Annotated in this window: 28 protein-coding genes and 1 tRNA gene; 17 read left to right on the top strand and 12 right to left on the bottom strand. The window is 64.2% G+C overall.

Going from position 1 to position 26,932, the window contains the following annotated elements:
* Positions 1-114 precede the first annotated feature (114 nt).
* From mmsB to H7H34_RS09785, 11 genes are all read left to right on the top strand, one after another.
* Positions 115-1,011 carry a 3-hydroxyisobutyrate dehydrogenase gene (mmsB, locus tag H7H34_RS09735; protein ID WP_120268068.1) on the top strand — a complete coding sequence of 299 codons (897 nt, stop codon included), beginning with the start codon at positions 115-117 and terminating at the stop codon, positions 1,009-1,011.
* A 265-nt stretch (positions 1,012-1,276) separates the two neighbouring features.
* Positions 1,277-1,789 carry a transcriptional regulator LdtR gene (ldtR, locus tag H7H34_RS09740; RefSeq protein ID WP_120268067.1) on the top strand — a complete coding sequence of 171 codons (513 nt, stop codon included), beginning with the start codon at positions 1,277-1,279 and terminating at the stop codon, positions 1,787-1,789.
* 431 nt (positions 1,790-2,220) lie between these two features.
* Positions 2,221-3,396: a L,D-transpeptidase family protein gene (locus H7H34_RS09745; RefSeq protein ID WP_120268384.1), complete on the top strand. Its 1,176-nt coding sequence runs from the start codon at positions 2,221-2,223 to the stop codon at positions 3,394-3,396.
* Between the two features lie 97 nt (positions 3,397-3,493).
* Positions 3,494-3,697, top strand: coding sequence for a DUF6898 family protein (locus H7H34_RS09750; protein ID WP_209006189.1), 204 nt, complete (start codon positions 3,494-3,496; stop codon positions 3,695-3,697).
* 187 nt (positions 3,698-3,884) lie between these two features.
* The gene (gene glyA, locus H7H34_RS09755; RefSeq protein ID WP_209006346.1) at positions 3,885-5,195 is read left to right on the top strand and encodes a serine hydroxymethyltransferase; all 1,311 of its coding nucleotides are present in this window, start codon (positions 3,885-3,887) and stop codon (positions 5,193-5,195) included.
* Between the two features lie 85 nt (positions 5,196-5,280).
* Positions 5,281-5,757, top strand: a complete 477-nt coding sequence (gene nrdR, locus H7H34_RS09760) for a transcriptional regulator NrdR (protein WP_067214791.1) — start codon at positions 5,281-5,283, stop codon at positions 5,755-5,757.
* A 19-nt stretch (positions 5,758-5,776) separates the two neighbouring features.
* Positions 5,777-6,901 carry a bifunctional diaminohydroxyphosphoribosylaminopyrimidine deaminase/5-amino-6-(5-phosphoribosylamino)uracil reductase RibD gene (gene ribD / locus H7H34_RS09765; protein ID WP_185925078.1) on the top strand — a complete coding sequence of 375 codons (1,125 nt, stop codon included), beginning with the start codon at positions 5,777-5,779 and terminating at the stop codon, positions 6,899-6,901.
* Between the two features lies 1 nt (position 6,902).
* Positions 6,903-7,505, top strand: coding sequence for a riboflavin synthase (locus H7H34_RS09770; RefSeq protein ID WP_185925079.1), 603 nt, complete (start codon positions 6,903-6,905; stop codon positions 7,503-7,505).
* A 203-nt stretch (positions 7,506-7,708) separates the two neighbouring features.
* Entirely contained in the window at positions 7,709-8,155 is a 447-nt protein-coding gene (ribH, locus tag H7H34_RS09775; protein ID WP_120268064.1) for a 6,7-dimethyl-8-ribityllumazine synthase, read from the top strand.
* Between the two features lie 2 nt (positions 8,156-8,157).
* A complete protein-coding gene (gene nusB / locus H7H34_RS09780) occupies positions 8,158-8,685 on the top strand; it encodes a transcription antitermination factor NusB (RefSeq protein WP_185925080.1) in 528 nt (175 codons plus the stop codon).
* A gap of 315 nt (positions 8,686-9,000) precedes the next feature.
* On the top strand, positions 9,001-11,136 hold the full coding sequence (locus tag H7H34_RS09785; RefSeq protein WP_185925081.1) for a sodium-translocating pyrophosphatase: 2,136 nt from the start codon (positions 9,001-9,003) through the stop codon (positions 11,134-11,136).
* Positions 11,137-11,278: 142 nt separating this feature from the next.
* Here H7H34_RS09785 and H7H34_RS09790 read toward each other — a convergent pair whose 3' ends face one another.
* A complete protein-coding gene (locus H7H34_RS09790; protein WP_120268061.1) occupies positions 11,279-11,716 on the bottom strand; it encodes an outer membrane protein assembly factor BamE in 438 nt (145 codons plus the stop codon).
* 141 nt (positions 11,717-11,857) lie between these two features.
* Between H7H34_RS09790 and H7H34_RS09795 the strand changes: the two genes are divergently transcribed.
* The 6 genes from H7H34_RS09795 to H7H34_RS09820 all read left to right on the top strand — a co-directional run bounded on the left by H7H34_RS09795 (position 11,858) and on the right by H7H34_RS09820 (position 16,508).
* Positions 11,858-12,397 carry a ubiquinol-cytochrome C chaperone family protein gene (locus H7H34_RS09795; RefSeq protein WP_120268060.1) on the top strand — a complete coding sequence of 180 codons (540 nt, stop codon included), beginning with the start codon at positions 11,858-11,860 and terminating at the stop codon, positions 12,395-12,397.
* Positions 12,398-12,421: 24 nt separating this feature from the next.
* Positions 12,422-12,979, top strand: coding sequence for a YceD family protein (locus H7H34_RS09800; RefSeq protein ID WP_185925082.1), 558 nt, complete (start codon positions 12,422-12,424; stop codon positions 12,977-12,979).
* 318 nt (positions 12,980-13,297) lie between these two features.
* Positions 13,298-14,359: a phosphate acyltransferase PlsX gene (plsX, locus tag H7H34_RS09805; protein WP_120268058.1), complete on the top strand. Its 1,062-nt coding sequence runs from the start codon at positions 13,298-13,300 to the stop codon at positions 14,357-14,359.
* Positions 14,360-14,361: 2 nt separating this feature from the next.
* Positions 14,362-15,333 (top strand): beta-ketoacyl-ACP synthase III, encoded by a 972-nt coding sequence (locus H7H34_RS09810; protein ID WP_185926494.1) that lies wholly within the window; start codon positions 14,362-14,364, stop codon positions 15,331-15,333.
* 170 nt (positions 15,334-15,503) lie between these two features.
* The gene (locus H7H34_RS09815; protein WP_120268056.1) at positions 15,504-15,824 is read left to right on the top strand and encodes an integration host factor subunit alpha; all 321 of its coding nucleotides are present in this window, start codon (positions 15,504-15,506) and stop codon (positions 15,822-15,824) included.
* A gap of 27 nt (positions 15,825-15,851) precedes the next feature.
* Entirely contained in the window at positions 15,852-16,508 is a 657-nt protein-coding gene (locus H7H34_RS09820) for a MerR family transcriptional regulator (RefSeq protein ID WP_120268055.1), read from the top strand.
* 24 nt (positions 16,509-16,532) lie between these two features.
* On the opposite strand, the gene H7H34_RS09825 is transcribed toward H7H34_RS09820, so the two are convergent.
* The 11 genes from H7H34_RS09825 to H7H34_RS09875 all read right to left on the bottom strand — a co-directional run bounded on the left by H7H34_RS09825 (position 16,533) and on the right by H7H34_RS09875 (position 26,906).
* On the bottom strand, positions 16,533-17,165 hold the full coding sequence (locus tag H7H34_RS09825; RefSeq protein ID WP_245165029.1) for a c-type cytochrome: 633 nt from the start codon (positions 17,163-17,165) through the stop codon (positions 16,533-16,535).
* Positions 17,166-17,167: 2 nt separating this feature from the next.
* Positions 17,168-18,421, bottom strand: coding sequence for a PQQ-dependent sugar dehydrogenase (locus H7H34_RS09830; protein WP_185925083.1), 1,254 nt, complete (start codon positions 18,419-18,421; stop codon positions 17,168-17,170).
* Positions 18,422-18,646: 225 nt separating this feature from the next.
* Complete coding sequence (locus H7H34_RS09835; protein WP_185925084.1) at positions 18,647-20,218, bottom strand: GMC family oxidoreductase; 1,572 nt, start codon at positions 20,216-20,218, stop codon at positions 18,647-18,649.
* A 14-nt stretch (positions 20,219-20,232) separates the two neighbouring features.
* On the bottom strand, positions 20,233-20,757 hold the full coding sequence (locus tag H7H34_RS09840) for a twin-arginine translocation signal domain-containing protein (RefSeq protein WP_185925085.1): 525 nt from the start codon (positions 20,755-20,757) through the stop codon (positions 20,233-20,235).
* Positions 20,758-20,787: 30 nt separating this feature from the next.
* Complete coding sequence (locus tag H7H34_RS09845) at positions 20,788-21,183, bottom strand: VOC family protein (protein ID WP_185925086.1); 396 nt, start codon at positions 21,181-21,183, stop codon at positions 20,788-20,790.
* Between the two features lie 167 nt (positions 21,184-21,350).
* Positions 21,351-21,641: a ribbon-helix-helix domain-containing protein gene (locus tag H7H34_RS09850; protein ID WP_120268050.1), complete on the bottom strand. Its 291-nt coding sequence runs from the start codon at positions 21,639-21,641 to the stop codon at positions 21,351-21,353.
* 110 nt (positions 21,642-21,751) lie between these two features.
* Complete coding sequence (locus H7H34_RS23730) at positions 21,752-22,633, bottom strand: DUF930 domain-containing protein (RefSeq protein ID WP_185925087.1); 882 nt, start codon at positions 22,631-22,633, stop codon at positions 21,752-21,754.
* Between the two features lie 67 nt (positions 22,634-22,700).
* Positions 22,701-22,777, bottom strand: a tRNA-Pro gene (locus H7H34_RS09860).
* A gap of 72 nt (positions 22,778-22,849) precedes the next feature.
* A complete protein-coding gene (locus H7H34_RS09865; RefSeq protein WP_120268047.1) occupies positions 22,850-24,118 on the bottom strand; it encodes an O-antigen ligase family protein in 1,269 nt (422 codons plus the stop codon).
* Positions 24,115-25,671 carry an undecaprenyl-phosphate glucose phosphotransferase gene (locus H7H34_RS09870; RefSeq protein WP_371811376.1) on the bottom strand — a complete coding sequence of 519 codons (1,557 nt, stop codon included), beginning with the start codon at positions 25,669-25,671 and terminating at the stop codon, positions 24,115-24,117. The genes H7H34_RS09865 and H7H34_RS09870 overlap by 4 nt, the downstream gene beginning before the upstream one ends.
* On the bottom strand, positions 25,668-26,906 hold the full coding sequence (locus H7H34_RS09875; RefSeq protein ID WP_185925088.1) for a glycosyltransferase: 1,239 nt from the start codon (positions 26,904-26,906) through the stop codon (positions 25,668-25,670). Before H7H34_RS09875 ends, H7H34_RS09870 begins: the two co-directional genes overlap by 4 nt.
* Between the last annotated feature and the right edge of the window lie 26 nt (positions 26,907-26,932).

Genomic DNA, 26,932 nt, shown 5'->3' on the forward strand with positions numbered 1-26,932 from the left:
ATTGCGGCCCGGGGCAGGGAGGCCGGCTCCGGTTCGTTGGACACGATGTGCCCGCATGATTTCGCGGGTGGGAGTGACAGTGCCGCCATCGGGGCGGAAAAGGGAGAAATGCTTATGGCAAAGGTCGGGTTTATCGGGCTTGGAAACATGGGTGGTCCGATGGCCGCCAATCTCGTCAAGGCGGGACACGAGGTGCGCGGCCTCGATCTGTCGGCCGAGGCCAAGGCGCGCCTCGTCGAGGTGGGCGGTAAGACGGCGGACAATCTGGCGGAGTTGGCGTCCGACGCCGACGTGATCGTGTCGATGCTTCCGGCGGGAGCCCACGTTCGCAAGGTCTATGCCGGCGAAGATGGCATTCTGGCTCATGCCCGCCCGGGTACGCTGCTCATCGACAGCTCGACCATCGACGTGGAGAGCGCGCGCGCTGTTGCGGCGGCGGCCGAGAAGGCCGGCATGCCGATGGTCGATGCGCCGGTTTCCGGCGGCGTCGGCGGCGCTGCGGCCGGCACGCTCACCTTCATGGTCGGCGGCCCGGATGCCGCGTTCGAGGCCGCTCGCCCCTATCTGGACGTGATGGGCAAGACCATCGTTCACGCCGGCGGCGCCGGCACCGGCCAGGCGGCGAAGATCTGCAATAACATGCTGCTGGGCATTTCGATGATCGGTACCTGCGAGGCGTTCGTCCTTGCCGAGCGTCTCGGTCTCGACGCGCAGAAGCTGTTCGACATTTCCTCTACCGCGTCCGGTCAGTGCTGGTCGCTGACGACCTATTGTCCTGTGCCGGGGCCGGTGCCGACCTCGCCGGCCAACCGCGACTACCAGCCGGGCTTCGCCGCAGCGATGATGCTGAAGGATCTCAAGCTGGCGCAGGAGGCTGCGCATGCCAGCGGCGCGTCCACGCCGCTCGGTGCCGAGGCTGCAGCCCTGTACAATCTTTTTTGTAATGGCGGCGATGCGAACACGGACTTTTCCGGCATCGTCCGGTTCCTGCGCGGCAAGACCGGAGAGTGAATCGTCCATACGCTGGACACTAACGACACTGGAAGGCGCGATGCGGGAGACCGTTTCGCGCCTTGCTTGCTTGAAGCGGCCCTGAAAACCCTGACCTTCGCCAGAAAATATCGTTAACAGACTGTATTTCGTTGCGTCCTGCATCGCATTTGCGCGTTAACCGGAGATTTAGTCTCCTTTTTAAGCGGATTTTAGAGACCGTCCCGTATTGTCAGTCTCAAGGTGACAAAAAACGCACCGCTAACAATACATGAGGCGCAAACAAATGATGACCGCAAAGAAGGCAGTCGACGTCGCGTTGCAGGCTGAAGAGAGCGATGACATCAAGCCGCTCTACCTGGAAGCTTTGACGCTGGTCGAGCGTCTGCATCGGCGACTGCTCGATGTGATCAAGGATGAGTTCGACCGCGAGGGCCGCGCGGATGTGAACAGCGTGCAGGCGCTGCTGCTGTTCAACATCGGCGATGCGGAACTGACCGCTGGTGAACTGCGGACCCGCGGCTACTACCTCGGCTCGAACGTGTCCTACAACCTCAAGAAGCTTGTCGACATGGGCTTCATCCATCACCAGCGCTCGCGCACCGACCGCCGTTCGGTCCGTGTCAGCCTGACGGCGAAGGGCAAGGATGTCGCGGAGAAGGTGAGCGCGCTGTACGAGCGGCACATGCTGTCGGTCGAGCAGGTCGGCGAAATCGGAGCCGACGACTTCAAGGTTCTCAACCGTTCGCTGCGCCGCCTTGAGCGCTTCTGGACCGATCAGATCCTCTATCGTCTCTGATTTTCGGGGAACTCCCGGTCCCTCTTCATCGAAGCCGCCTCGTGCAGATCGTGCGAGGCGGCTTCGCTGCGTCTGGACTTTTTGGCGCCGCGACATGAATGCGCCATAATGGGATGGCTTAGGAACCGTTGCGTCATTCGCTATGGATGAAGCGTGGTCCGGGCAGAGTATTGCCGCGTCGGGCCGGGGCGGGTCTCCTTTGTCGACGGCTGTGAGCATTTGTTAATGCCGGCCGCGTATCCCTGACGAGACCTTTCTGAGCTTGACCTGGGACTGGAGTCGATACGGTGGGATTTGCAGCAACCGACCTCTTCGATGGGCGCCTGCTCGGCCTTAGGGCCGGAGCGCGCGGCGCCGCACTCGCATTGACCGGCCTTTTCGCGTCCGTCGCGATCGGGAACAATGCGCTTGCGCAGCCGGCGCCCGTGCAGATGAGGCTCGAACAGCAGCGTGTCGAATGGAACGACCAGTTCGATACGACGATGCGCAGCCTGCAGGCGGTCGAATCTTCCTTCCCGACCCTGTCTCCCGACACCGCGACCTATGTCGAGACCGCGATCCAGCGCTATTCGATGATCGTGCAGCAGGGCGGCTGGCAGCCTGTGACGAGCAGCCGGAAGGCGATGCGTCTGGGTATGCGCGACGAGCATGTGCTGTCGCTGCGCCGCCGCCTGATGGTCTCCGGCGACCTCGAGCAGACCGCTGGTCTTTCCGACACGTTCGATTCCTATGTCGACGCTGCCGTGCGTCGCTTCCAGCTGCGCCATGGCCTGACGCCGGACGGTGTGGTCGGTCAGACCACGCTGGTTGCGATGAACGTTCCCGCCGATGTGCGGCTGTCCCAGCTCGAGACCAACCTCGTGCGGCTGCGCTCCATGTCCGGCTTCCTGGGTGATCGCTATGTGATGGTCAACATTCCGGCGGCCGAGATCGAGGCGGTAGAGAACGGCCGCGTGCGTTCGCGCCACACCGCCGTCGTCGGCAAGATCGACCGCCAGACGCCGATTCTCAATTCCTCAATCTACGAGCTCAACTTCAATCCCTACTGGACGGTGCCCGTCTCGATCATCCGCAAGGACCTGATTCCGAAGATGAACCAGGACCCGGCGTATCTGGAGAAGAACCGCATCCGGATCTTCGACTGGAAGGGCAACGAGCTCGCCTGGCAGCAGATCAACTGGAACACCGACGAGGCGACCCAGTATCAGTTCCGCCAGGAGCCGGGCGAGATCAATTCGCTCGGTTCGGTGCGCATCAACTTCCACAATTCGCATCAGGTCTACCTGCACGATACGCCGTCGAAGTCGCTGTTCGGCTCCGACTATCGCTTCCACTCGTCCGGTTGCGTGCGTGTTCAGAACGTGCGCGAGCTGATCACCTGGCTGCTGGAAAGCACGACCTCCGACTGGAGTCGTGCCCGCGTCGACGAGACGATCCGCTCCGGTGCTCGCGAGGACGTTAAGTTGGGCACCAAGATCCCGATCTACATGTCCTACGTTACCGCCTGGGCGACCGCGGAAGGCGTGATCCACTTTCGTGAGGACATCTACAATCGCGACGGTGTGCTCATGAGCGAGGCCACGGTCGGAAGCGCTTCCCTGCAGTGATCGACAGACTGTCGCATCGGGACAAGAGCGGGTCGCCTCGGCGCGGGCCCGCTTTTTCCCGGTGGTACAGTCTTGCGAGTGTCGGACGGATGGTGTCGTGACCATTGGAAGGCAGCCGAAAGGCGAGGTCTATTTCGAGTTCTATCCTGTCGGCCGACAGGTCAAGGTGACGGCGATCGACGCTGCGACCGGTATCGAGGTCATCGTGCTTGGCCCGGTGCAGGCCTCCCAGGCCGACCTCCAGCAACTGGCCTTGCGTAAGCTGATGAGGCGCCTCGCCGAAGAGACGCCCGCCCGCTGATTGTACTGTGCGGAACCAGGCTGGCGAGATGTCGCGGCCGGGGCAATGGGCCTTGGTTCCCGCGAATGGCTGTGCTATCTGGCGTGACCTTTTGGTCTGGCCGGTCCGGCATTGTTCCGACGGCGCCAATGGTCGCCATGCGCGATTGATCTCACTTCAGGACTGCTAGAGGGGACCGACGATGTCGATGACTGACACCTCGCTCGACACGGCGATTTATCCGAACTTCTTCACGCGCTCGCTTGCCGATGCGGATCCGGAGATCAACGCTGCGATCACCAGCGAACTAGGTCGCCAGCGCCACGAGATCGAGCTGATCGCATCCGAGAACATCGTTTCTCTGGCGGTCCTCGAGGCGCAGGGCACGATCCTCACCAACAAGTACGCCGAAGGCTACCCGGGCAAGCGCTACTATGGCGGCTGCGAGTATGTCGACGTTGTCGAGTCGCTGGCTATCGAGCGTGCCAAGAAGCTGTTCGGCGCCCAGTTCGCCAATGTGCAGCCGAATTCCGGCAGCCAGATGAACCAGGCCGTGTTCCTGGCGCTGCTGCAGCCGGGCGACACGTTCATGGGCCTCGATCTCAATTCGGGCGGTCACCTGACCCACGGCTCGCCGGTCAACATGTCCGGCAAGTGGTTCAACGTCGTGTCCTACGGCGTGCGTCAGAACGATCACATGCTGGACATGGACGAGATCGCGCGCCTCGCCGAGCAGCACAAGCCGAAGCTGATTATCGGCGGCGGCACGGCCTACTCCCGCACCTGGGACTGGAAGCGTCTTCGCGAGATCGCCGATTCCGTCGGCGCCTATTTCATGGTCGACATGGCGCACATCGCCGGTCTGGTCGCCGGTGGTGCACATCCTTCGCCGCTGCCGCATGCGCATGTGGTGACCACCACCACGCACAAGTCGCTGCGCGGCCCGCGCGGCGGTCTCATCCTGACCAATGACGAGGCCATCGCCAAGAAGATCAACTCGGCGGTCTTCCCGGGCCTGCAGGGCGGTCCGCTGATGCATGTCATCGCCGCCAAGGCCGTTGCCCTCGGCGAGGCGCTGCAGCCCGAGTTCAAGACCTACGCCCAGGCCGTCGTCGCCAACGCCAAGGCGCTTGCCGCCAGCCTGCAGGAGCAGGGGCTCGACATCGTGTCCGGCGGTACCGACAACCACCTGATGCTTGTTGACCTGCGCCCGAAGAACGCCACCGGCAAGCGCGCCGAGGCGGCTCTCGGCCGAGCCAACATCACCTGCAACAAGAACGGCATTCCGTTCGACCCGGAAAAGCCCTTCGTCACCTCGGGCATTCGTCTCGGCACTCCGGCCGGAACGACCCGCGGTTTCGGTCAGGGTGAATTCCGCGAGATCGGCCGGCTAATCGTCGAGGTGCTGGACGGCCTGCGTAGCAGCAACAGCGACGATGGCAATGCCGAGGTGGAAGCCCGGGTGAAGGAAAAGGTGATCGCGCTGACCGATCGCTTCCCGATCTACCCGAACCTTTGATTGCAGGCCGATGCGCTACGGCGCATCGGCACCCAGTCTTGTGGGCCGCCGTGAGGGCGGCTCACTGGTCCGGAGCCCAAAGCGCATGAAGTGCCCCTATTGCGGTTGTGACGACACCCAGGTGAAGGACTCGCGTCCCACGGAGGACAACACCGCAATCCGCCGTCGCCGGATTTGCACCGCCTGTGGCGGTCGCTTCACCACTTTCGAGCGCGTGCAGTTGCGCGAGCTGACGGTGATCAAGCGCAGCGGTCGCCGTGTACCCTTCGACCGGGACAAGCTGATGCAGTCGGTCCGCATCGCCACGCGCAAGCGCCCGGTGGAGCCGGAGCGTCTGGAGCGTATGGTGAGCGGCATCGTTCGCCAGCTCGAAAGTTCGGGAGAGAGCGACATCAAGGCGAGCGACATCGGCAACCTGGTCATGGAAGGGTTGAAGGTGATCGACGACGTTGCCTATGTGCGCTTTGCTTCCGTGTACAAGAACTTCCGGGAAGCCAAGGACTTCGAGGCGCTTCTTGACGAGATGAGCGGGCCCGACGCTGCGGCCTTCGACGAGACCTGACCCTCGGACATACCTGACCATGCCGGACAGCTGGCACGACGATCGTTTCATGGCCGCCGCCGCATCCTATGCGCGGCGTGCGCTCGGCCGCGTATGGCCCAATCCCGCAGTCGGCGCCCTGATCGTGCGCGATGACGGCGACGGCCCCGTCGTGGTCGGCCGCGGCTACACCCGCCCGCCCGGCGGACCGCATGCGGAAGTCGTCGCGCTGGCACAGGCGGGCGAGGCCGCACGCGGTGCCACCTGCTATGTCACCCTTGAGCCCTGTTCCCACCAGGGGCGGACCGGCCCGTGCTGCGTGGCGCTGGCGCAGGTCGGCATCCGACGGGTCGTGATCGGCCTGCTCGATCCCAACCCGCGCGTCTCGGGCCGTGGTGTGGCGATGCTAGAGGCTGCCGGCGTCGAGGTGCGCTCCGGGGTGCGCGAGGAACTGTGCAGCGCCCTCCACGCCGGCCATGTCAGCCGGCTGACGCGCGGCCGTCCGCTCGTGGTGCTCAAGCTTGCGGTGTCGCGCGATGGGTTCATTGGCCGGCGTGGTGCAGGACAGATCGCCATCACTGGCGAGGACGTGTTCCGCCGTGTCCACATCCTGCGCGCCGAGTGCGATGGAATTCTCGTCGGTATCGGCACAGCACTCGCCGACGACCCTTCTCTCAATTGCCGGCTTCCCGGCCTTGCCCATCGCTCCCCGGTGCGCATCATTCTTGATACGAATGCGCGGCTTCCTCTGGATAGCAAGCTCGTCCAGACAGCAGGCGAGATCCCGCTCTGGCTGCTTGTCGCGGCCGATGCCGATCCGGACAAGGTGGAGGCGCTGACGGTAGCCGGTTGCACGGTGATCCGCTTGGCGCGGGCGAAGGGCGAGCCGATCGATCCGCGCACGGCGGTGAGGGCGCTCGGCCAGCGGGGAATCACCAAGCTGATGGTTGAGGGCGGCTCCACTGTTGCGCGCGCCTTCCTGGATACGGACCTTGCCGACGAGGTCATCATCTCGCAAAGCAGTCTCGTGATCGGTGAGGGCGGCATATTGCCCTTCGGTTCGCGCGGTGCGGACATGGTCACCGCCAGTGTCCGGTTCCGCAATGTCGGCACCCGCCGGGTCGGAGCCGACACGATGACCCATTTTGTCCGCGAAAGGAGCTGACATGTTCACCGGTATCGTCACGGACATGGGGCGCATCTCGTCGGTTGAGGCCATTCCGGCCGGCCTGCGCACGCGCATTCTCACTGCCTATGATCCGGACGGGATCGACATCGGCGCTTCCATCGCCTGCGACGGCGTGTGCCACACCGTCACGGCCAAGGGCAGGGACGGTGGAGACAACTGGTTCGAGATCGAGTCGGCGGCCGAGACCTTGAGGCTGACGACCGTTGGCAGCTGGAAGGCGGGCGACCGCGTCAATCTAGAGCGTTCGCTGAAGATCGGCGACGAGCTCGGCGGCCACATCGTCCAGGGGCATGTGGACGGAACGGCAGAGATCCTGGAAAGGGTCGATCATCCGGATTCGGTGTTCTTCCGCTTCCGCGCCCCGGCCGACTGTGCCGCGTTCATCGCCAAGAAGGGTGGTGTTGCCTTGCATGGCACCTCGCTGACGGTCAACGAGGTGGATGGGGACACGTTCACGGTGTTCCTTATTCCGCATACGCTGTCGGTCACCACCTGGGGCGAGCGCAAGGCCGGTGACCGCATCAACCTCGAAGTCGACATGATGGCGCGCTACGCGGCCCGGCTCGCCGAGTATCGCTGAGCGGCTCACCGGTCCCCCGACATCGCTTCAGATGCCCGGTGCGGGCATGGCGGGGTTGACAATCGGCGCTGGACAAAAGCGGCCCGGCATGGTTCCTACCGGCACCTTGTTGCCGGCTCCTCCGGCAGTGCAGCCGGTCCGTTTTGCCGCATCGCGCGCGTCCGGCTCCCGGCTTGCCATGACATGAAAGCGAAGAGAGCGACATGACGACCCCTCGCATCCTGATCATCGACGCCCGCTTCTACGACGACATTGCCGACGCTCTGGTTGCCGGCGCCATGGAAGTCCTCGAAGGGCAGGGCGCAGACGTCACCCGCGTCTCCGTGCCCGGCGTGCTCGAGATTCCGGCCGCTCTCGCCATGGCGCTCGCAGCCATGGAGGCAGGGACCGCAGACTATGACGGCTTCGTGCTGCTCGGCTGCGTCATCCGCGGCGAGACCTCGCATTACGACATCGTCGCCAACGAGTCGGCCCGTGCGGTGATGGAACTGACCATCGATGCGGCGCTTCCGCTCGGCAACGGCATTCTCACGGTCGAGAACGGCGAGCAGGCCTGGGCCCGCGCCGACCCGGCGAAGAAGAACAAGGGCGGTGCCGCTGCGCAGGCTGCGCTCGACATGATCGCGATCAGGGACCGTTTCGGAATCTGACAATGACTGAAGACAACGAAGCCCGGACGGAGCCAGTTGTCCGCCCCGCCAACAAGCGCGGGGCGGCGCGGCTGTCTGCCGTCCAGGCACTTTATCAGATGGATGTCGGCGGCTCGAGCCTTGCCGATGTGCTGGCCGAGTTCGAGGCGTTTCGCCTGGGCGCGGAGCTCGACGGCGAGCAGTATCGCGAGGCGGACGCATCGTGGTTCCGCGATCTCGTGAAGGGCGTCGTTGCGGAGCAGCGGTACCTCGACCCGGTGATTCATCGCTCTCTGGTGGCCGGTTGGCCGCTCCGTCGTATCGACACGACGCTGCGCGCGATCCTGCGTGCCGGTGCCTTCGAGCTGATGCGTCGCAAGGACGTGCCAGCCCGTGTCGTGATCAGCGAATATATCGACGTTGCCCGGGCCTTCTACGAGGTGGAAGAGCCGCGCATGGTCAACGGTGTGCTCGACAAGCTGGCACGTGAGTTCCGCAGCAGCGAATTCGACAGCCCCGCCAAGCCGGAGGAGGCGGAAAAGGAGGACTGAGTCCCGTTTTCCGCCCCGGTATTTGAGTGAAGCAGCCACGGCGATCCGCCGTGGCTTTTTCTTTGGTTTTACACGTGAATCTTCCCTAGCGGAAAATCGTCGTACCCTCGCCTCCGCGACCTTGTTTCCGCAGCGTTAGAAGGTCCGTCTCGACCTGAAGCCGCTCCCCGCATTTGCGGCTTAAAGCAGGGCCTGTCCTTCCGACAGGGTGGAAACTCGTCCTTGACGGGACGCACAGGACAGATACCGTTCTTCCCGCAGGACCGCATAACAATCCAAGGAAAGGTCCTTCCGCGTCCTTCATTGGGGGGAAGAATGCTCGAGCTCGTAATAGTAATTTTGTGTGGTCTGCTGTCCGTTGCATACGGTGTGTGGGCCATTCAGTCTGTCATGGCTGCCGATGCCGGCAATGCCCGTATGCAGGAAATCGCCGGTGCGATCCAGGAAGGCGCGCAGGCCTATCTCAACCGTCAGTACACGACCATCGCCATTGCCGGCGTAGTCATCTTCGCGCTGGTTTTCTGGCTGCTCGGCATCCTGGTCGCCATCGGCTTTGCCATCGGCGCGATCCTGTCTGCCGCCGCGGGATATATCGGCATGCACGTCTCGGTGCGCGCCAATGTCCGTACCGCGCAGGCCGCCAGCACCTCGCTGGCCGCAGGTCTCGAGATCGCCTTCAAGGCCGGCGCCGTCACTGGCATGCTGGTCGCGGGCCTCGCCCTGCTGGGTGTTGCCGTCTACTTCGCCATTCTCACCGGCGTGCTCAACTACGACGCTCAAAGTCGCGTGGTCATCGACGCGCTGGTCGCCCTCGGTTTCGGCGCCTCGCTGATTTCGATCTTCGCCCGCCTCGGCGGCGGCATCTTCACCAAGGGAGCGGATGTCGGCGGCGATCTCGTCGGCAAGGTCGAGGCCGGTATTCCGGAAGACGATCCGCGCAACCCGGCGACCATCGCCGACAATGTCGGCGACAATGTCGGCGATTGCGCCGGCATGGCGGCCGACCTGTTCGAGACCTACGCGGTGACGGTCGTTGCGACCATGGTGCTCGCATCGATCTTCTTCACCGGCGCGGCCGCGCTCGAACTGATGCTCCTGCCGCTGGTGATCGGCGGTGCCTGTGTCGTGACCTCGATCATCGGCACGTTCTTCGTCAAACTCGGCAGCAACAACTCGATCATGGGCGCCCTCTACAAGGGCTTCGTCGCCACAGCCGTCCTATCGGCAGTGGCGCTGTTCGGCATCATGTTCTTCTGGCTGGGCTTTTCCACCGAGTTCACCACCTCAGGCGGGCTGACCTTCTCCGGCCGGCACTTGTTCTACTGCGGCCTGCTCGGCCTGGTGGTCACCGGCCTGATCATCTGGGTGACGGAATACTATACCGGCACCGACTATCGGCCGGTGCGCTCCATCGCCCAGGCCTCGGTCACCGGCCATGGCACCAACGTCATCCAGGGTCTGGCCATCTCGCTCGAGGCGACGGCGCTTCCTGCCCTCGTGATCATCGCGGGCATCCTTGGCGCCTTCAATCTGGCGGGGCTCTTCGGCATCGCCATCGCAGTGACGACGATGCTGGCGCTCGCCGGCATGGTGGTCGCGCTCGACGCCTTCGGCCCGGTGACCGACAATGCCGGCGGCATTGCCGAAATGGCCGGCCTGCCGAGCGAGGTCCGGGTGACCACCGATGCGCTCGACGCCGTCGGCAACACCACCAAGGCCGTCACCAAGGGCTACGCGATCGGCTCGGCCGGTCTTGGCGCCCTGGTGCTCTTCGCGGCCTATACCGAGGACCTGAAATACTTCGCGGCCAACGCGGCGCCCGGGTCCTATTTCGACGGGGTCGTGGTGGATTTCTCCCTGTCCAACCCCTACGTGGTGGTTGGCCTGCTCTTCGGCGGTCTGCTTCCCTACCTCTTCGGCGGCATTTCGATGACGGCCGTTGGGCGCGCCGCCGGTTCGGTGGTGGAGGAGGTGCGTCGGCAGTTCCGTGAAAAGCCGGGCATCATGGAAGGCACGGAGAAGCCGGATTACGGCCGCGCCGTCGACATGCTGACCAAGGCGGCGATCCGCGAGATGATCATCCCGTCGATGATGCCGGTCCTGTCCCCGATCGTGGTGTTCTTCGTGATCACCGCCATCGCGGGCAAGGCGCAGGGCTTTGCCGCCGTCGGCGCGATGCTGCTCGGCGTCATCGTCACCGGTCTCTTCGTCGCCATCTCGATGACGGCGGGCGGCGGAGCCTGGGACAACGCGAAGAAGTCGTTCGAGGACGGCTTCGTCGACAAGGACGGCGTCAAGCACATGAAGGGGTCCGAGGCACACAAGGCCTCGGTCACCGGCGATACGGTAGGCGATCCCTACAAGGACACCGCCGGCCCGGCGGTCAACCCGATGATCAAGATCACCAACATCATCGCGCTGTTGCTGCTGGCCGTGCTGGCACACAGCTGAGGTTGCGGCTTGGGGCGCCGTCTGCTGGCGGCGCCCTCTGCACGCGAACCGTCAGCCTTTCGAGAATGCAAAACGCCCGCAGCCTTGGCTGCGGGCGTTTTCGTTGTGTCTGGCAGGAGCCGGGCGCACTGGCCCGCGTCTGCTAAAGGTTGAGGCTCGGATTTTGCGCCCCGCGCAGGATCTGCGACAGGAAGCCGTAATCGGCACCGCCCGTGCGGGTCTTGCGGCTGAGGATGTCGACGACCTTGCCGTCTTCCAGGCTGTAATAGGCCGTGTCGCGGACAAAGCCGTCCTCGTCGAAATAGACGGCGACAACACGCTGTTCCACGGTTTCGGGCGTGAGGAACGCGGTCGTCTCCTTGACCTGCGAGATATAATAGTAGGCTTCGCCGTCGAGCCGCGAGGAGGTCGAGGGAGAGCCGAGCAGCAGCTCCACCTGTTCGCGACTCGATCCCACCTGGATGTCGCGCACCCGCTCCGGCCGGATGACGTGGCCATGGTTGATGGTGGTGGTGAAGCAACCGGCCAGCGGCAGCGCCAGGACGCCCACCAGCACTGCTCCGCGAATCCATGTCTTCATGTGAAGCGTATCCTGTTGCTTTCTGGCAGCTGTCACGGCCGGAAGGCAGCCGCGTGCCGTTTTTGTCGCTCCGCGCATCCTTGGCAAAGTCCCTAACCTGCGTTAGGCCACTTGGCAACCTTCGTCCAAGCGAGGCAACACATGGTCTTCGGTCTCTTTCGCCGGCGTCAGCGTCCGGAAGTGCTCGCCGCATACACTGCGATCGTGGCGCAGGCGCGGCAGCCTTGGCTCTACAAGCGGTACAATGTGCCCGACACGGTCGATGGCCGCTTCGAAATGATCATGCTGCACATGATTCTGGTTCTCAATCGGCTCAGAGGCGAGGGGGATGTCGCAGCCGACTTCTCCCAGCAGCTTTTCGACACTTTTTTTGCCGATATGGACGGGTCGCTTCGCGAAATGGGCGTTGGCGATCTGGGGGTGCCGAAGAAGGTGAAGAAGATGGCCGAGGCCTTCTACGGGCGCGCTGGTGCTGTTGCCGAAGCCCTGGCGTCCGACGGCCTCCAGCAGCTCGAGAGCGTCGTCGATCGCAATGTGTTTGCCGAAGCGCCCGATGCGGCCGCCGCACATGCCATCGCCCGCTACCTGCGCGGCGCCGCCGACGAGCTGGCACGGCAGGACGCCTCGGCTATCATCAAAAACGGGCCCGTCTGGCCTGGCGAGCCGACGGACATCGGCTGAAGCAGGAGGCAGACAGAGACCGACATGACCCTTGCAGAATTTCCCTTTTCGCACCGGCAGGACGTCCAGCACCTGACCGTGAAGCCGCTCGTCGTGGAATTGCGCCCGGACGCTGCGCAGTTGCAGCGCATTGCCGAGGCCTACTCGCTGGTCGGGCTTTCCGATGTCCTGGGTCGGTTCGAGCTTCGCAGATGGCGGCGCGAGGGCGTCGCCGTGGAAGGCGCGCTGAAGGCGCGGGCCACGCAGACCTGTGTCGTTACGCTGGCTCCGGTCGAGCAGGTGATCGACGAGACCTTCTCGATGCGCTTCGATCCTGACGCGGATGCCCTTGCCGGCGTTGCCGAGGACGGCGAGATCGATGTGGACGCCTTTGCCGAGGATCCGCCGGACCTGCTGGAGGGCAGCAGGATCGATCTGGGGGCCATCCTGTGCGAGCAGCTTGCTCTTGCACTCGATCCGTTCCCGCGCGCACCGGGCGCCGAACTGCCGGACGGCTACGGCGATGCCAATGACGACGAGGTGGATGACAAGCCGCCATCGCCCTTCGCCGTTCTCGAGCGCTTTCGTAAGCGTGATGAGTGAGTACAGGTGTCCGGCCGCCGTGGTGGATTGCCAGAAAGCTGTTGTCTCGCCGTTGTAAACGGGTATGTTCCCAACGCTTCAAATGATGGGGATGTGCTGGCCGTTGGTTGTCGAAAGCCGCGCTGGCGCCCTCCATCGGTGAGATGCGGGACCTTGTGAGACGACCCGACGGGCGGCGCAGGCGACAGAAGAAGATGGCGGCATGACGGCCGTCCCGGCCCTGGTCGAGGGCTGGAGAATTCGGGACAGCAGTGCCGATCGGCAGTGTCTCGCGCTCGAGTGGACGAGACGCGCGCGCCGATCCAGAAGACACGGACAATGGCTCAGACGGTTCGAATCTCGCTGGATGCAATGGGCGGCGACAGGGGGGCGGAAGTCGTCATACCCGGCGCTGCGTTGGCGCTTGAGCGGCGCCCCGACATCAGCTTTTCCATCTACGGCAACTCGGACATCGTAGCACCGCTGCTGCAGGCGCATCCGCGCCTGCGCGAGGCCTCGACCCTGCATCATTGCGAGGTCTCCGTCGCGATGGACGCCAAGCCCAGTCAGGCTCTGCGCCAGGGGCGCTGGAAGTCGAGCATGTGGCGCGCCATCGAGGCGGTGAAGACCGGCCATGCGGATGTTGCGGTTTCCGCCGGAAACACCGGCGCGCTGATGGCCATGTCGAAGTTCTGTCTGCGCACCATGGCTAACATCGAAAGGCCGGCCATCGCGGCGATCTGGCCTACGATGCGCGGCGAATCCATCGTTCTCGACGTCGGTGCTACCATCGGCGCGGATGCGCAGCAGCTCATCGATTTCGCGCTGCTCGGCGGCGCAATGGCCCGCATCCTCTTTTCGATCGAGCGCCCGACTGTCGGCCTGCTGAATATCGGCGTCGAGGAGGTCAAGGGCCTGGAGGAGGTGCGCACCGCCGGCCGGCTCCTGCGCGAGGCCAACCTGCGTTCGCTGACCTATGCCGGTTTCGTCGAGGGCGATGACCTCGGCAAGGGTGTCGTCGACGTGGTGGTGACCGAGGGCTTTGCCGGCAATATCGCGCTGAAGACGGCAGAGGGAACCGCCCGCCAGATCGGCAGCTATTTGCGCTCGGCGATGAACCGGACCTGGCGCGCGAAGCTGGGATACCTTTTGGCCAAGGACGCCTTCGACCGTCTTCGCGAGAAGATGGATCCGCGCAAGGTCAACGGCGGGGTGTTTCTCGGCCTGAACGGGATTGTCATCAAGAGCCATGGCGGGACCGATGCGGAAGGCTTTGCAGCCGCTGTCGAACTGGCTTACGACATGGCCCGTAACGACCTGATGAACAAGATTTCTCAGGATCTGAAGAGTTACCATCGCGGCCGGTTCGAGCCGCGCGACGGATCGGAAGGTGATAAGTGACAGTGAAGCGATCCATCGTTCTGGGGACCGGCAGCTATCTTCCTGCCCGCAGGCTCACCAACGACGATCTGGCCAAGATGGTGGATACTTCGGACGAGTGGATTGTCCAGCGCACGGGTATTCATGCGCGCCACATCGCGGCTGAGGGGGAGTTTACCTCCGATCTTGCCGTCGCTGCCGCGCGCAAGGCGCTTGAGGCGGCCGGGTGCCAGCCGACTGACATCGATCTGATCATCCTCGCCACCGCCACGCCTGACAACACTTTCCCGGCAAGCGCCGTTACCGTGCAGCACAAGCTGGGAATTTCCGGCGGCTTCGCTTTCGACGTCCATGCGGTGTGCTCTGGCTTCGTCTACGCCCTGGCGACAGCCGATGCCTATCTGCGCGGCGGCATGGCCCGGCGCGCGCTGGTGATCGGCGCGGAGACCTTCTCCCGCATTCTCGACTGGGAAGACCGCACGACCTGCGTGCTGTTCGGCGACGGCGCCGGCGCCATCGTTCTGGAGGCAGGCGAGGGCCAGGGGACCACGGCCGATCGCGGCGTGCTGACCTCGCATCTGCGCTCCGACGGTGCCCATCGCGACAAGCTGTATGTGGACGGCGGACCGTCGTCGACCCAGACCGTCGGCCATCTGCGCATGCAGGGCAAGGAAGTGTTCCGTCACGCCGTCTCGATGATCACCGACGTGGTGGAGGCGGCCTTCGAGGCGACCGGCACGGATGCTGAGGCGCTCGACTGGTTCGTGCCCCATCAGGCCAACCGCCGCATCATCGACGCGAGCGCCAAGAAGCTCGGTATCGATCCGGAGAAGATCGTCGTGACCCTCGAGGATCACGGCAATACCTCGGCAGCTTCGATTCCGCTGGCCCTGGACCAGGCGGTGCGCGATGGCCGCGTCCGCCGCGGCGATCTGATCATGCTCGAGGCAATGGGCGGTGGCTTCACCTGGGGTGCGTCGCTGCTGCGCTGGTAACCTGCGCAAAGGCTTGAGCCCTGTGCACTTTTACGAACTGCAGCCCCGTCAGACTGTTGACCGTGTGCGCGCGAGCCAATAGGCTGTTGAGCGGGTTCGGTGGGCCCCGAAGGGTCAAAGAAAACAATCCCTGACACCGTCGAGCCACGAGGTTCGGCCAAGGAGGGACTATGAGCGGCAGGACAGTAACGCGCGCCGATCTTTGTGAGGCGGTTTACCAGAAAGTCGGCCTTTCCAGATCGGAATCCTCAGAGCTCGTCGAAAAGGTCCTGTCGGAGATCGCGGATTGCCTCGTAGCGGGGGAGTCGGTGAAGCTTTCTTCCTTCGGGTCTTTCGTCGTCCGCTCGAAGGGTGAGCGTATCGGCCGGAATCCGAAGACAGGCGAGGAGGTCCCGATCCTTCCCCGCCGGGTGATGGTTTTCAAACCGTCGAACGTGCTCAAGAAGCGCATCAACGAGACCATGATGGGAGCGTCCGAGAACGGCGACTGAGACAGCGCCAAAGGACGATGAAGCACCATTTCAGCTACGGTCGAAAAAAGCCCTGATGCCTTTCGCACGATCAGCGAGGTCGCGGACGACCTCGATCTGCCTCAGCATGTCCTGCGTTTTTGGGAAACCCGTTTCTCGCAGATCCGCCCGCTGAAGCGCGGCGGCGGCCGGCGTTACTATCGCCCGGACGACATCGATTTGCTGCGCGGCATCCGCCACCTCCTTTATGGCGAGGGCTACACGATCAAGGGCGTGCAGCGGATCCTGAAGGAACAAGGCCCTCGTTTCGTCATGCAGGTCTGGCGCGAGGATGGGATTGCTCTGGCTGCTCTCGCCGCACAGCAGGTGAGCGAGGATGAAGCCGAGGCGGCACCGCCGCCGCGCGCCGCGCAGGCCCGGCCGCAGATCGCCGCCGAGGACGATCCGCGAGCAACCCACAAGGCCGAGCCTCAATTTTCCGCCGATGAAGACGATGCTGAACCGCTGCCGCGGGGGATCATCGCCGATGGCGTATCTCCCGCAGACATGCCCCAGGCGCGCGCCGGCTTCCGGCTGATGGAGAGACTGCTGGGAGACAGGGCCGAGGGGCCGTCCGGCAACCTTTCCAAGGACGATATTCGCCGGTTGCAGGCAACGCTGTTCGAGCTTCTGGAGTGCAAGCGGATCCTCGATCAGGCGCGTTAGGCTGAGGCGCGCCCGCCTCCGCGTCTATTGTGCTGGCGGCGCGATCTCCAGTTTCACCGCTGCGTACCAGTCGGCAAAGGCTCGGATATCTTCATCCGTCAGGTCCGCTGCCACAGCCGACATCACCTCGTGCTTGCGCTTGCCGAGGCGAAACGCCTTGAGCTGCGTGTCGATGTAGATCGCGCTTTCACCCGCCAGGTTCGGCACGTCCTCCATTTGCCCGATACCGGCTTCCCCGTGACAGGCGCTGCATTGTGCTGGTGCCGCCTCCGCTGAGGCGCCCGCCGGCAGCGTTGCGCTGGCCTGGTGCGATCCGTACCACGCGGCGAGATCTGCAATCGCGGTATCGTCGAGCGACTTGGCCACAACGCTCATCATCTCGTGCACGCGCCGGCCGTCCCGGAAGGCTTCGAGCTGCGCGCGCAGATAGGCCTGCGGCTCGCCGCCGATATGCGGCGCGATAGGAATGCGCGCCATCCCGTCGAGGCCGTGGCAGGTCCGGCACATGCCTGCGCGTTTTCGCCCGGCCGCCGGGTCGCCCTTGACGGTCTCGGCAAGGGCAGGGGAGGAGCCGAGCACCTGGACGGGACCAATCCCGCCCAGGCCCGGACCTGCGAGAAGCGCTGTACAGGCCAGCGCCATCGCCGATCGTTTCATGCTCAGTTCCCTTCGTAGGAGATGCGGTACAGGGCTCCGGCAAGGTCGTCGGACACCAGGATCGAACCGTCCCGCAACTGCGCGACATCGACCGGCCGGCCGAGATATTCGCCGTTCTCGTCGATCCAGCCCTCGGCGAAGGGTTCGGTGGTTGCGTTGCCCTCGCCATCGATGAAGGTCACCATCACCCGGGCGCCGACCGGTTCCGTCCGGTTCCACGAGCCGTGCTGGGCGGAGAAGATCGCGTTCTTGTACTTCTCCGGAAACTGACGGCCCGTGTAGAAGGACATGCCGAGATCCGCCGCATGAGCCACGGTCTCGACCGCAGGCATTACCACGTCGACCGGCACTTCCTGGCCGGCATACTCGTTGGTGCGCACGCTGCCGCCGCCATACCAGGGATGTCCGAAATGCTGCCCGGCTGCCGTCTGACGGTTGATCTCGCCCGGCGGGATGTCATCGCCCATGCCGTCCACCTGGTTGTCGGTGAACCAAAGCTCGCCGGTTTCGGGATGGAAGTCGTGGCCGACCGAGTTGCGAATGCCGTAGGTGTAGACCTCACGCCCGGTTCCGTCGGTGTTGATGCGGATCATGCCGCCGATGCCGTGCTCCTTGTAGAGGTCCAGCTTTTCGGCAGGCGCCACGTTGAACGGCTGGCCCAGCGAGATGTAGAGCTTGCCGTCGGGGCCGATCTTGCACACCCGGGCGGTGTGATTGTAGCTCTCCTCCGTTGCCGGGACGAGTTCGCCCTGCTTGACGACGTTGAAGGCGGCGACGTCCGGGCTCTCGTAGAAGAATTCGGCCGCCGGATAGACCAGAACGCGGTTCTGCTCGGCGATATAGAGGAAGCCGTCCTTCGAGAAGCAGGGACCGTTCGGGATCGCGAACTTCAAAGACGGGGCGAAGTTTTTCACCTCGTCGGCGACCCGGTCCTTGTTGCGGTCGGTCACGGCCCAGACCTTGTCCTTGCGCGTGCCGACGAAGGTGACAATGCCCTGCGGGCCGACGGCCATATGGCGCGCGTCGGGCACCACGGCGTAGAGATCGATCTTGAACCCGGCCGGAAGCTTGATGCGCTTCAAGGTTTCGCGAATGCCGTCGGCATAGGCGCCGCTCTGCTCCACGAAGGTGAATTCCGTGGTGCCGGTGCTCTGGAAGTTCGACAGTTTTTCGAGGTTGTCCGGCACCGGCGCCTGCGCGGCGGCAAGGGATGTCACGGCCAGCAGGCCGATGCTTGCAAGCAGGAAAGTCTTCATGGGTTTCCTCCGGAATAGGCAGCCGCCTCCACGGCTGCGGGGTTCGGGATCTTCGCCCCGATTGGTGCTCACAAAGATCCCGGATGCGGTTCCCCTGAGGAAGGAGAGCCTCATCCGGGCAGGTGAGTGGGAGATATAAAATCATACATATGATAAATCATGCAATCATTCCGGGAGGCAGCCCAGGCTACATGCCGAGCCGCCTTCCGAATGTGCCGGCGCGAGCTAGAGCGTGCCGCGCGACATCTCCGAGGCGATGTGGTCCGCCTGGCGGATAGCGAGAGCCACGATCGTCAACGTCGGGTTTTCCGCCGCGCCCGTGGTGAACTGGCTGCCGTCCGATACGTAGAGGTTCGGCACGTCATGGGTCCGGCCCCAACGATTGACTACGCCATCCCTCGGGTTCTCCGACATCCGGTTGGTGCCGAGATTGTGGGTGGAGGGATAGGGCGGGGTCGGGAATGTGCGTGTTGCACCGACCGCCTCGTAGATCGCGATGCCCTGCTTGTAGGCATGGTTGCGCATCGCGATGTCGTTGGGATGGTCGGTGAAGTGCACGTTCGGTGCCGGCAGCCCATACTGGTCCTTGAGATCGTGGTTCAGGGTGATCCGGTTGGTCTCCTGGGGCATGTCTTCGCCGACGATCCAGAGCCCGGCCATGTTCTCGTAGGAGTCTAGCGCCGTGGTGAATTCGCGTCCCCAGGCACCGGGATCGAGGAACGCAGCCATGAACGGCAGCCCCAACGACAAGGTCTCCAGCTCGTAGCCGCCGACGAACCCGCGGGAAGGGTCGTGCCGCGCCTCGTCCTGTACGATGCCGGCCATGGTCGTGCCCCGCCACATGCGCACCGGCTTGTCGAACACCGCATAGACCGAGCCGGTCATGTGACGCATGTAGTTGCGCCCCACCTGGCCGGAGGAGTTGGCCAGCCCGTCCGGAAACAGGTTGGAGGCGGAGTTGAGCAGCAGGCGGGGGCTCTCGATCGAATTGCCCGCCACGCAGACCACGCGGGCCTTTTGCAGGTGCTGGTTGCCGTCCTTGTCGGCATAGAGCACGCCTGTCACCTTGCCGGCCGCGTCGTGTTCGATACGCAGCACATGCGCGCGCTCGCGCACCTCGAGATTGCCGGTGGCCTCGCCGCGCGGAATGTCCGTATACGCGGCCGACCACTTGGCGCCCCACTTGCACCCCTGGAAGCAGAAGCCGGTCTGCTGGCAGGCGTAGCGATCATCACGCTCGGCCGAGTTGATGGCCATTCGTCCGGTATGGACTTCCTTGTAGCCGAGCTTGCGGGCACCGGCCTCGAGCACCTTGAAGTTGTTGTTGCCGGGCAGTCCCTCACGGCCGCCGGTGCGCGTGACGCCCAACTTCTCCTCCGCTTTCTCGTACCAGGGCTCCATCTCGGCGAGATCGATCGGCCAGTCGAGAAGGTTGGCGCCCTGCACGTTGCCGTAGGTGGTGCGGGTCTTGAACTCGTGCGGCTGGAACCGCAGCGAGGCGCCCGCCCAGTGTGTGGTGGTACCGCCGACCGCCTTGACGATCCAGGCCGGCAGGCCGGAAAAGTCCTTGGCGACACGCCAGTCGCCGGAGGTCGAGCGCGGATCAAGCCAGGCCAGCTGTCCGAAGCTCTCCCACTCGTCGTTGATGTAATCTTCCGGCAGGTATCGCCCGCCGGCTTCCAGCGCCACCACGCTGACGCCCTTCTGGGCCAATTCGTTGGCCAGGACACCGCCGCCGGCGCCTGTCCCGATGACCACGACGACGCTGTCGTCATTCAGGTCGAATGGTGCGGCCATGACAGTCTCCTCCCTCAGAGCCAGTTGATGTCGTCGAAACCGCGGTCGATGTACCCGCCCTGCGAGTAGCTCTCTCCCTCGTATCCGAACAGCGGCCAGACGGCCTTCTGGTTGTAGAGCCCGGTCACCAGCCCACCTCGGACGGCCTGGAAGAAAGCGCTCTCCTCCATCGAGCGCAGGATGTCGGCGCGCTCGCGCTCCCAGCCCACGGCGAGATATCCCGCGTGGCCCTTGCCCTGGGCCGCCGCATCGAGGGCGGCGATGCCCGCCTCGATCATTTGCGCCTTGTCGGCCGCGTCATATCCCTTGACCGCCGCCACGTAGTGTTCGTCGGGAATGCGGTCGTGCGGGTAGATGTCGCGCGCCATCTGCACGAGCGTCGCCATGGTCTGCGGCTTCAGATGGGCGACCTCCATTGCCCATGCCGCGTTGCTGGCGGCGAAGAAGCCCGGCCCGATGACGAACGCTGCGCCTGCTGCCGCGCTGCGCGCCAGCAATTGCCGTCTGGTCATGTTCCTGTGGGTCAGTGTTTCGGTCATTTTTCCTCCCTCCCGAAACGGTTGCCCCGTTCAGCGATAACGGCCGTGGCGCTGCAGCACCTCGATCTGGTAGCCGTCCGGATCCTGAACGAAGAAGAAACGGGCCAGCAGCGCGCCGTCGCGGTTGAACTCCACGATCTTGCGCGGAGCGAGCCCCGCCTGTTCGAAGCGGGCGTGTTCCGCATCGAGGTCGTCGACACAGAAGGCGAGGTGCCCGTAGCCGCTACCGAGGTCATAGGGCTCGGTGCGCCCCTTGTTGACCGTCAGCTCGACCTCGAAATCCGCGTCGTCGTTTCTGAGATAGATGAGAATGAAGTCGTCGAACTCGAACCTGTCGGCGATGTCGAGGCCGAAAGCGGTCTTGTAGAAGCCGACTGAACGCACTTCATCGATCACGCGGACCATCGCGTGTATACATTTCGCCACGAGTATTCTCCCGGATCAGTCCTGACGGTGGTGCCGGCAGGTTTCTTCAATCGGACATTTTCTGCCGCAAGACCGCGGTCAGATGGGGGTGCCCAGTTCTTCCGATGGAGAAAGGATGCGTCCGGTGTTCACTTCGCGGGTAGTAAAGTTTTACTACAGTCGTTTTTTTACTCAGCCGCCTCCAGATGCAGCTGTGGCAGGGTCTGCCGCAGGCGCACGAGGCAGGCACAGCGCAGGAGGGACGTGAAATTGCGCGTCTCTCCGCGCAGTTCCAGCACCTCTGAGTGGAGTTTCGAGATGAAGGCCGGCGTGCTGACGCCTTCGCTCTGCGCGATCTCGTCGATGATTTCCCAGAACGAGCGCTCCAGCCGGATGCTGGTGCTTTGTCCATTCAGTCGCAGTCGGCGCGTTTCGGGTTCGTAGTCGCCCGGGTCCTGCCCGGCAAAGAGATGGCACATATGCGTTCCTCCCACGTGTCGGCCGGAATTGTCTTCTCCCGATCCTTGACGGGTATGGTAGCGCCGTTCGCGCCTTGCACAAGTAGACCTCAGCACAAGCTGCAGGGCGCTCAGTGGACCGGGCCGCCTGTGGGGAGGTCTAGGTCGTCGCGCTCGGGGCGGGTGATTTCCGCGCCGAGCAGATAAGAGAATGCCGTCACCCCCATCAGGTCGCTCGCAACCTCGCAGCGAAACGACAGGTCGTACCAGCGGTCGCGCCCCTGGATCGCGGCTCCCTTGGCCTCGAGTTCGAGCCCGGACAGCGTGGCCTCCTCGCGCGCTTCCGCAATGGCATAGTCGAATCGCCGTGCGGGGTGTTCGCGCCGCAGCTGCTCGACGGCTTCGTAGGTGCATAGCTGGAATATCCGCTCTTCCGGATCGGCCAGCGCCAGGTCGGCGAGCGACGCGCGGCCGAGCGCCGTGTCCCGAAGCCGCGAGGTGTAGAGCGTCTGGGCCTCGACCATTTCGCGCTTGCGCGAAGGGGCCAAGCTCAGCCGATCGGTCGCCTTGCCGGACGGGGAGGGCGGGCTTGCGGGCACGCGAGGCTCGGGGGGCGTTTCGGCACGCACCGCCGGCTCCGGGCGCGTGATGGGTGGCGCCGGTGATTGCGGTTCTGGCTCGTCCCTCGGAGGCTCAGGTCGGGTCAATGATGGCTGCTGTGCTGCGGGGTCGCCTTGCTGCGGCACCGCCCGCACGCGTGCCGAGACCAGAACGACCTCGATCGCATCATCGCCGGCAACGCCGAACGGCTTCGGCGGATCGGCAAAGAGGATCAGGATAAGGACGGCAGCGACATGCAGAACCAGCGACAATGCGAGGCCCACCGGGTGCCAGCGGCTGTCTGGCGGGCAGTCGGCATCGGCGCAGCGGTCCGCAAGCAGAGCCTGAAAGGCGCCCGTGTGGCCGTCGGTTGACGCTGAACTGTCAGGAGATCCCGGAATATTTGGCTTCACACGGCGCGCTCGCCAGGATCCCGGCCGCTGCAGGCGTGTCGTGCAATCGGCTGGATTGCAAAAAAAATGGTCGGGCAGGCCGGATTTGAACCGACGACCCCTTCACCCCCAGTGAAGTGCGCTACCAGGCTGCGCTACTGCCCGACTGCCCGCTGTCGCGAGCCCGTACTTCCTATCCGCTTCGCAAGAGGCACGCAAGCGCTTAAGGCCCTGCACTCACCGCTGATGCGCGACCCGTGCACCGGCTGTGGAGAGACGGCGCCCGGCCGAGCTTCTCCAGGCGTATTCGCAGGCGATAAGTCCCCAGGCAAGGCCATACAGAAGGTAGAGATGGCGCCAGCGGTCAGTGTCGATGATCGCCGACATCAGCATGTGCCCGAGCAGGACAACGAACACGCATTGCGCCGCCCAGGTCCAGGGGCGCCGCTGGAAGATCAGCGGAAAGAGGCGGATGGCGGTGAAGGCGACGAGCGATAGATAGGCAACGCCGCCAAGCCAGCCATAGGTGGTGAACGCCTTCAGATAGGTGTTGTGCTCGTCCTCAGGAAAGAAGTTGCGGAACTGCAAGGGACCGAGGCCGAAGGGGTTGTCGAGTACCATCTGGAAGCCGAGCGAGTAGCGTGCGAAGCGACCGAGGCGCGCGGTGTCGTAGTCCTGCACCAGCTTGGCACGCTGCAACAGCATACCGGAGATGGAATCGACCGACAGCGCGACGGCGATCATGGCCAGCAGCGCAAGAGCGCCGGCGATACCGATGAGGATCAGCCGGCTGCGCTCGCCGCGGTCCTGCGTCATCGAGAACAGGATCACGTAGAGCCCGGCTCCCGAAAAGGCTGCAAGGCCCCAGGCTGCGCGCGAAAAGCTGAGCAGGATGCCGAAGCTGAGCACCGCGAGGACGGAAAGGGCGATCAGGGAGCGGTTCAACGGACGGGTCAGCACCGCATGCAGTGCGACTGCCCAGGGGAGCACCAGGAACGGGCCGAAGACGTTCGGATCCTGGAACGTGCCCTTGGCGCGGCCATAGAGAGTGAAAAGGCTGCCGGGCAGGACACCGAAATACCCACCGATGCCGAGAATCGCGACGATGACGGCACTGGCCGTGTAGGCATTGGCGATGGTCGCAAGGCGTGTCGGATCGCTGGCGGTCACGGCAGCGAAGAAGACGGCGGTCAGGGCCAGAAAGCCGGTCACGGCGATGTACATGATCGCCTCGCCGAAATCGTCCGACATCAGCGTCGCCATGAGGCCTCCGCAGATGAACAGGACCACCAGCAGCAGCAGAGGGCCAACGGCGGGGGAAAACCTCGGGCCGGAGAGCAGCCAGCCGGAGAGCACCACGACCATCGCAAGCTCGTAGGGCGCTGGCTCGCGAAGCACGAAACCGCCGAGAAACGTGACCACCCACAATGCGAGCGTACCGATGAGGCGCGTGTCGACCCGCAGGCCCGCACCACCGGCAAACCCGCTATGGGTGGCCGCACTCAATAGGCGTTCTCCGACTTGAACAGGGCAAACGGCGTTGCCAGCAGGATCCTGAGGTCGAACAGGATCGACCAGTTCTCGATGTAGTAGACGTCGTACTCTACGCGCTTCTGGATCTTCTCCGGCGTGTCCACTTCGCCGCGCCAGCCATTGATCTGGGCCCATCCGGTGACACCCGGCTTTACCTTGTGGCGTGCGAAGTAGCCGTCGACGACCTCGTCCCAGAGCTTCTCGTTGGTGTGGGCATTGACCGCATGCGGACGCGGCCCGACCAGCGACAGGTCGCCCTTCAGCACGTTGAAGAGCTGCGGCAGCTCGTCCAGCGACGAACGGCGGATGAAGCGGCCGACACGGGTGACGCGCGGGTCGTTGCGGGTCACCACCTTCTTCGCGCCCGGATCCGCCATCTCGTGATACATCGAGCGGAACTTGAGAACCTCGATGACTTCGTTGTTGAAGCCGTAGCGCTTCTGGCGGAAGAGGGCGGGTCCCTTGCTGTCCAGCTTCACCGCCAGGGCGGTCGCGATCATCACCGGCGACAGCAGCACGAGCATCAGGCTGGCGACAGTCAGGTCGAAGGCACGCTTGGCGATGCTGTCCCAGTCGGCCAGCGGCTTGTGCACCACATCGACGATCGGCACGGTGCCGATGAAGGACGAGGCGCGGTCGCGAAACGTGAGCTTGTCGGTATGGGCCGACAGTCGGATGTCGACCGGCAACACCCAGAGCGTCTTCAGGAAGTCGAGCAGCCGCTTTTCCGCGCGCAGCGGGATCGTCACGATCAGCATGTCGATGCGCGCGATGCGGGCGAACTCCACCAGGTCGCTTACCGTCCCGAGCTTGGGGTAGCCGGCGACGATGTCGGGCGAGCGGTCGCCCTTGCGGTCGTCGAACAGACCGCAGATGCGAATATCATTGTTGGGCTGGCGCTCGATCTCGTGAATGAAATCGGCTGCCACCTGACCGCCGCCGACGATCACGGCCCGGCGTTCCAGCCGGCCCTCGCGCGTCCATTTGCGCACGAAGATCGTGACAAGCGTGCGGGCCGTCAGCAGCGTTGCAAGGCCGAACCCGTACCAGATGATTAGAAGATCCCCCGGCAGGCCGCGCATGACGTTGCCGAAAGTCTTGGCCATGAACAAGGTGACGAAGACCAGGGTCCAGGCGATGGTCATGCGCGCGGCCTGCGCCACCATGTTGCGCATCAACGGGATCTGGTAGCAGTCCGAGGCTTGGAAGAAGGCAGAGGACAGCAGCAGTGCGGTGCCGACCGGCAACAGCGCAGTGGAAGACGCGAGCGGCACGCCTCCAGAATGCAGGGACGCGAAGCCGAAGGCGCTGACGATGGCCAGGTCGGCAAGGCGCACGGTGCCGCCCAGAACGCTCGGCGAGATGACCGAGGTCTGCAGACCGTTGGCGATCTTGATGGCCAGCGGAGACAGCTTGCTGTTGTTCAGCTGCGCGGAGTTTTCAGCATCGCTCTCGGCGCTGCTGGGCATGACGTTGTGCAGAAGCTGCGCGGTGTGGTGCGGGGGCACGTCCTTTGCCTCCTTCATTCATGCCTGCCCGGCGATCCGGCTTCCCGGTTCGCCAACGCGCTGGCAGATACCAGCGTCGACGTCTCCGGGCTCCGTCCAGCCTTGTCCTGCCGCTTTGCGCCTCGTGTTTCCAGATAGAGCGAGGTGATGCGGTCGTTCATCAGTTCGACATTGAACGTTTCCGAAAGGCATTTGCGCTGCCCTTCCGCCCGCCGGCGCATGGCGTCCGGGTCGCTGAAGGCGGCGGCCATGGCCGCGGCCAGTTCGTCCACATTGCCGGGCGTTACCAGCTTGTCGGCATAGCGGCCGAAGATCTCGGGAATGCCGCCCACACGTGTTGCGATCAAAGGCACTTTTGCAGCCACCGTTTCCAGAACGATATAGGGCATGGCCTCCGCACGGGAGGGCACCACGACGCAGCGTGCCTGACGGAAGGCATCGCGTGCGGGCTTGGCCCCGAGGAACGTGACACGCTGCTCCAGGCCGAATTCGCGCACCATCGCTTCGTAGCGCGGACGATCTTCGCCTTCGCCGACGATATGCGCGCGTGCCGTCATCCCATAGGTTCTTTCCAGCTGTGCCAGCGCCTGGATGAAAAGATCGGGCCCCTTCAGGTCGCGAAGCATGCCGATGAACATGAAGTCGGCCGCATCCGCCTGGGGCGGTACTTCGGAGAATTCCTCGGGGGCCAATCCGTTATAGACGACGCGGGCTGCGACCTTCGGTTGTGCGACCTTCGATTCGTACGCAGAGTACTCGTAGTCGGAAACGAAGACGAGCCCGTCGGTGAACCGCTCCTGCAACCGCTCCAGCGCGAAATAGATTCGCCCCTCGATGCGCTGCGGATCGTAGTGAAGGCTGCCGCCGTGCGGGCAGTAGATTCGCGTGACCTTGCGCCCGCGAAGCCGCAGAAAGGTGCCGATCGCACGCGCAAAAACGCCGCCCTTGGCGCCATGGCCATGCAGGACGTCCGGCTTCAGGTCGCGCACGTGGCGGAAAAGAGAAAAGGCTGCACCAAAGTCGGCGGGGGTAACCTGCCGGCGCATCGGAAAGCGTGCAATGCCGAGGGCGAGTTGCGGAGCGAGCCGGGCGATGGCCTCGGCCTCGAAGGCGCCGCCGGTGGAAGCGTCGCAGATCACTCCGACCTGGTGGCCGGCACGTGTCTGGGCCAGCGCCAGATCCGAGATGTGCCGAAAGATGCCGCCGATCGGGGCGCGAACGATGTGAACGATGCGCAAGGGCGCGGCGGTCATCTGGAAACTCCCTGGCTCAACGCTTC

The sequence above is a fragment of the Stappia sp. 28M-7 genome (assembly GCF_014252955.1).
Lineage (GTDB): Bacteria > Pseudomonadota > Alphaproteobacteria > Rhizobiales > Stappiaceae > Stappia.

Coding starts and splice junctions, on each gene's coding strand:
- mmsB (WP_120268068.1), top strand. CDS start 115: ATGGCAAAGGTCGGGTTTATCGGGCTTGGAAACATGGGTGGTCCGATG.
- ldtR (WP_120268067.1), top strand. CDS start 1,277: ATGATGACCGCAAAGAAGGCAGTCGACGTCGCGTTGCAGGCTGAAGAG.
- H7H34_RS09745 (WP_120268384.1), top strand. CDS start 2,221: ATGAGGCTCGAACAGCAGCGTGTCGAATGGAACGACCAGTTCGATACG.
- glyA (WP_209006346.1), top strand. CDS start 3,885: ATGACTGACACCTCGCTCGACACGGCGATTTATCCGAACTTCTTCACG.
- nrdR (WP_067214791.1), top strand. CDS start 5,281: ATGAAGTGCCCCTATTGCGGTTGTGACGACACCCAGGTGAAGGACTCG.
- ribD (WP_185925078.1), top strand. CDS start 5,777: ATGCCGGACAGCTGGCACGACGATCGTTTCATGGCCGCCGCCGCATCC.
- H7H34_RS09770 (WP_185925079.1), top strand. CDS start 6,903: ATGTTCACCGGTATCGTCACGGACATGGGGCGCATCTCGTCGGTTGAG.
- ribH (WP_120268064.1), top strand. CDS start 7,709: ATGACGACCCCTCGCATCCTGATCATCGACGCCCGCTTCTACGACGAC.
- nusB (WP_185925080.1), top strand. CDS start 8,158: ATGACTGAAGACAACGAAGCCCGGACGGAGCCAGTTGTCCGCCCCGCC.
- H7H34_RS09785 (WP_185925081.1), top strand. CDS start 9,001: ATGCTCGAGCTCGTAATAGTAATTTTGTGTGGTCTGCTGTCCGTTGCA.
- H7H34_RS09790 (WP_120268061.1), bottom strand. CDS start 11,716: ATGAAGACATGGATTCGCGGAGCAGTGCTGGTGGGCGTCCTGGCGCTG.
- H7H34_RS09795 (WP_120268060.1), top strand. CDS start 11,858: ATGGTCTTCGGTCTCTTTCGCCGGCGTCAGCGTCCGGAAGTGCTCGCC.
- H7H34_RS09800 (WP_185925082.1), top strand. CDS start 12,422: ATGACCCTTGCAGAATTTCCCTTTTCGCACCGGCAGGACGTCCAGCAC.
- plsX (WP_120268058.1), top strand. CDS start 13,298: ATGGCTCAGACGGTTCGAATCTCGCTGGATGCAATGGGCGGCGACAGG.
- H7H34_RS09815 (WP_120268056.1), top strand. CDS start 15,504: ATGAGCGGCAGGACAGTAACGCGCGCCGATCTTTGTGAGGCGGTTTAC.
- H7H34_RS09825 (WP_245165029.1), bottom strand. CDS start 17,165: ATGAAACGATCGGCGATGGCGCTGGCCTGTACAGCGCTTCTCGCAGGT.
- H7H34_RS09830 (WP_185925083.1), bottom strand. CDS start 18,421: ATGAAGACTTTCCTGCTTGCAAGCATCGGCCTGCTGGCCGTGACATCC.
- H7H34_RS09835 (WP_185925084.1), bottom strand. CDS start 20,218: ATGGCCGCACCATTCGACCTGAATGACGACAGCGTCGTCGTGGTCATC.
- H7H34_RS09840 (WP_185925085.1), bottom strand. CDS start 20,757: ATGACCGAAACACTGACCCACAGGAACATGACCAGACGGCAATTGCTG.
- H7H34_RS09850 (WP_120268050.1), bottom strand. CDS start 21,641: ATGTGCCATCTCTTTGCCGGGCAGGACCCGGGCGACTACGAACCCGAA.
- H7H34_RS09870 (WP_371811376.1), bottom strand. CDS start 25,671: ATGAAGGAGGCAAAGGACGTGCCCCCGCACCACACCGCGCAGCTTCTG.
- H7H34_RS09875 (WP_185925088.1), bottom strand. CDS start 26,906: ATGACCGCCGCGCCCTTGCGCATCGTTCACATCGTTCGCGCCCCGATC.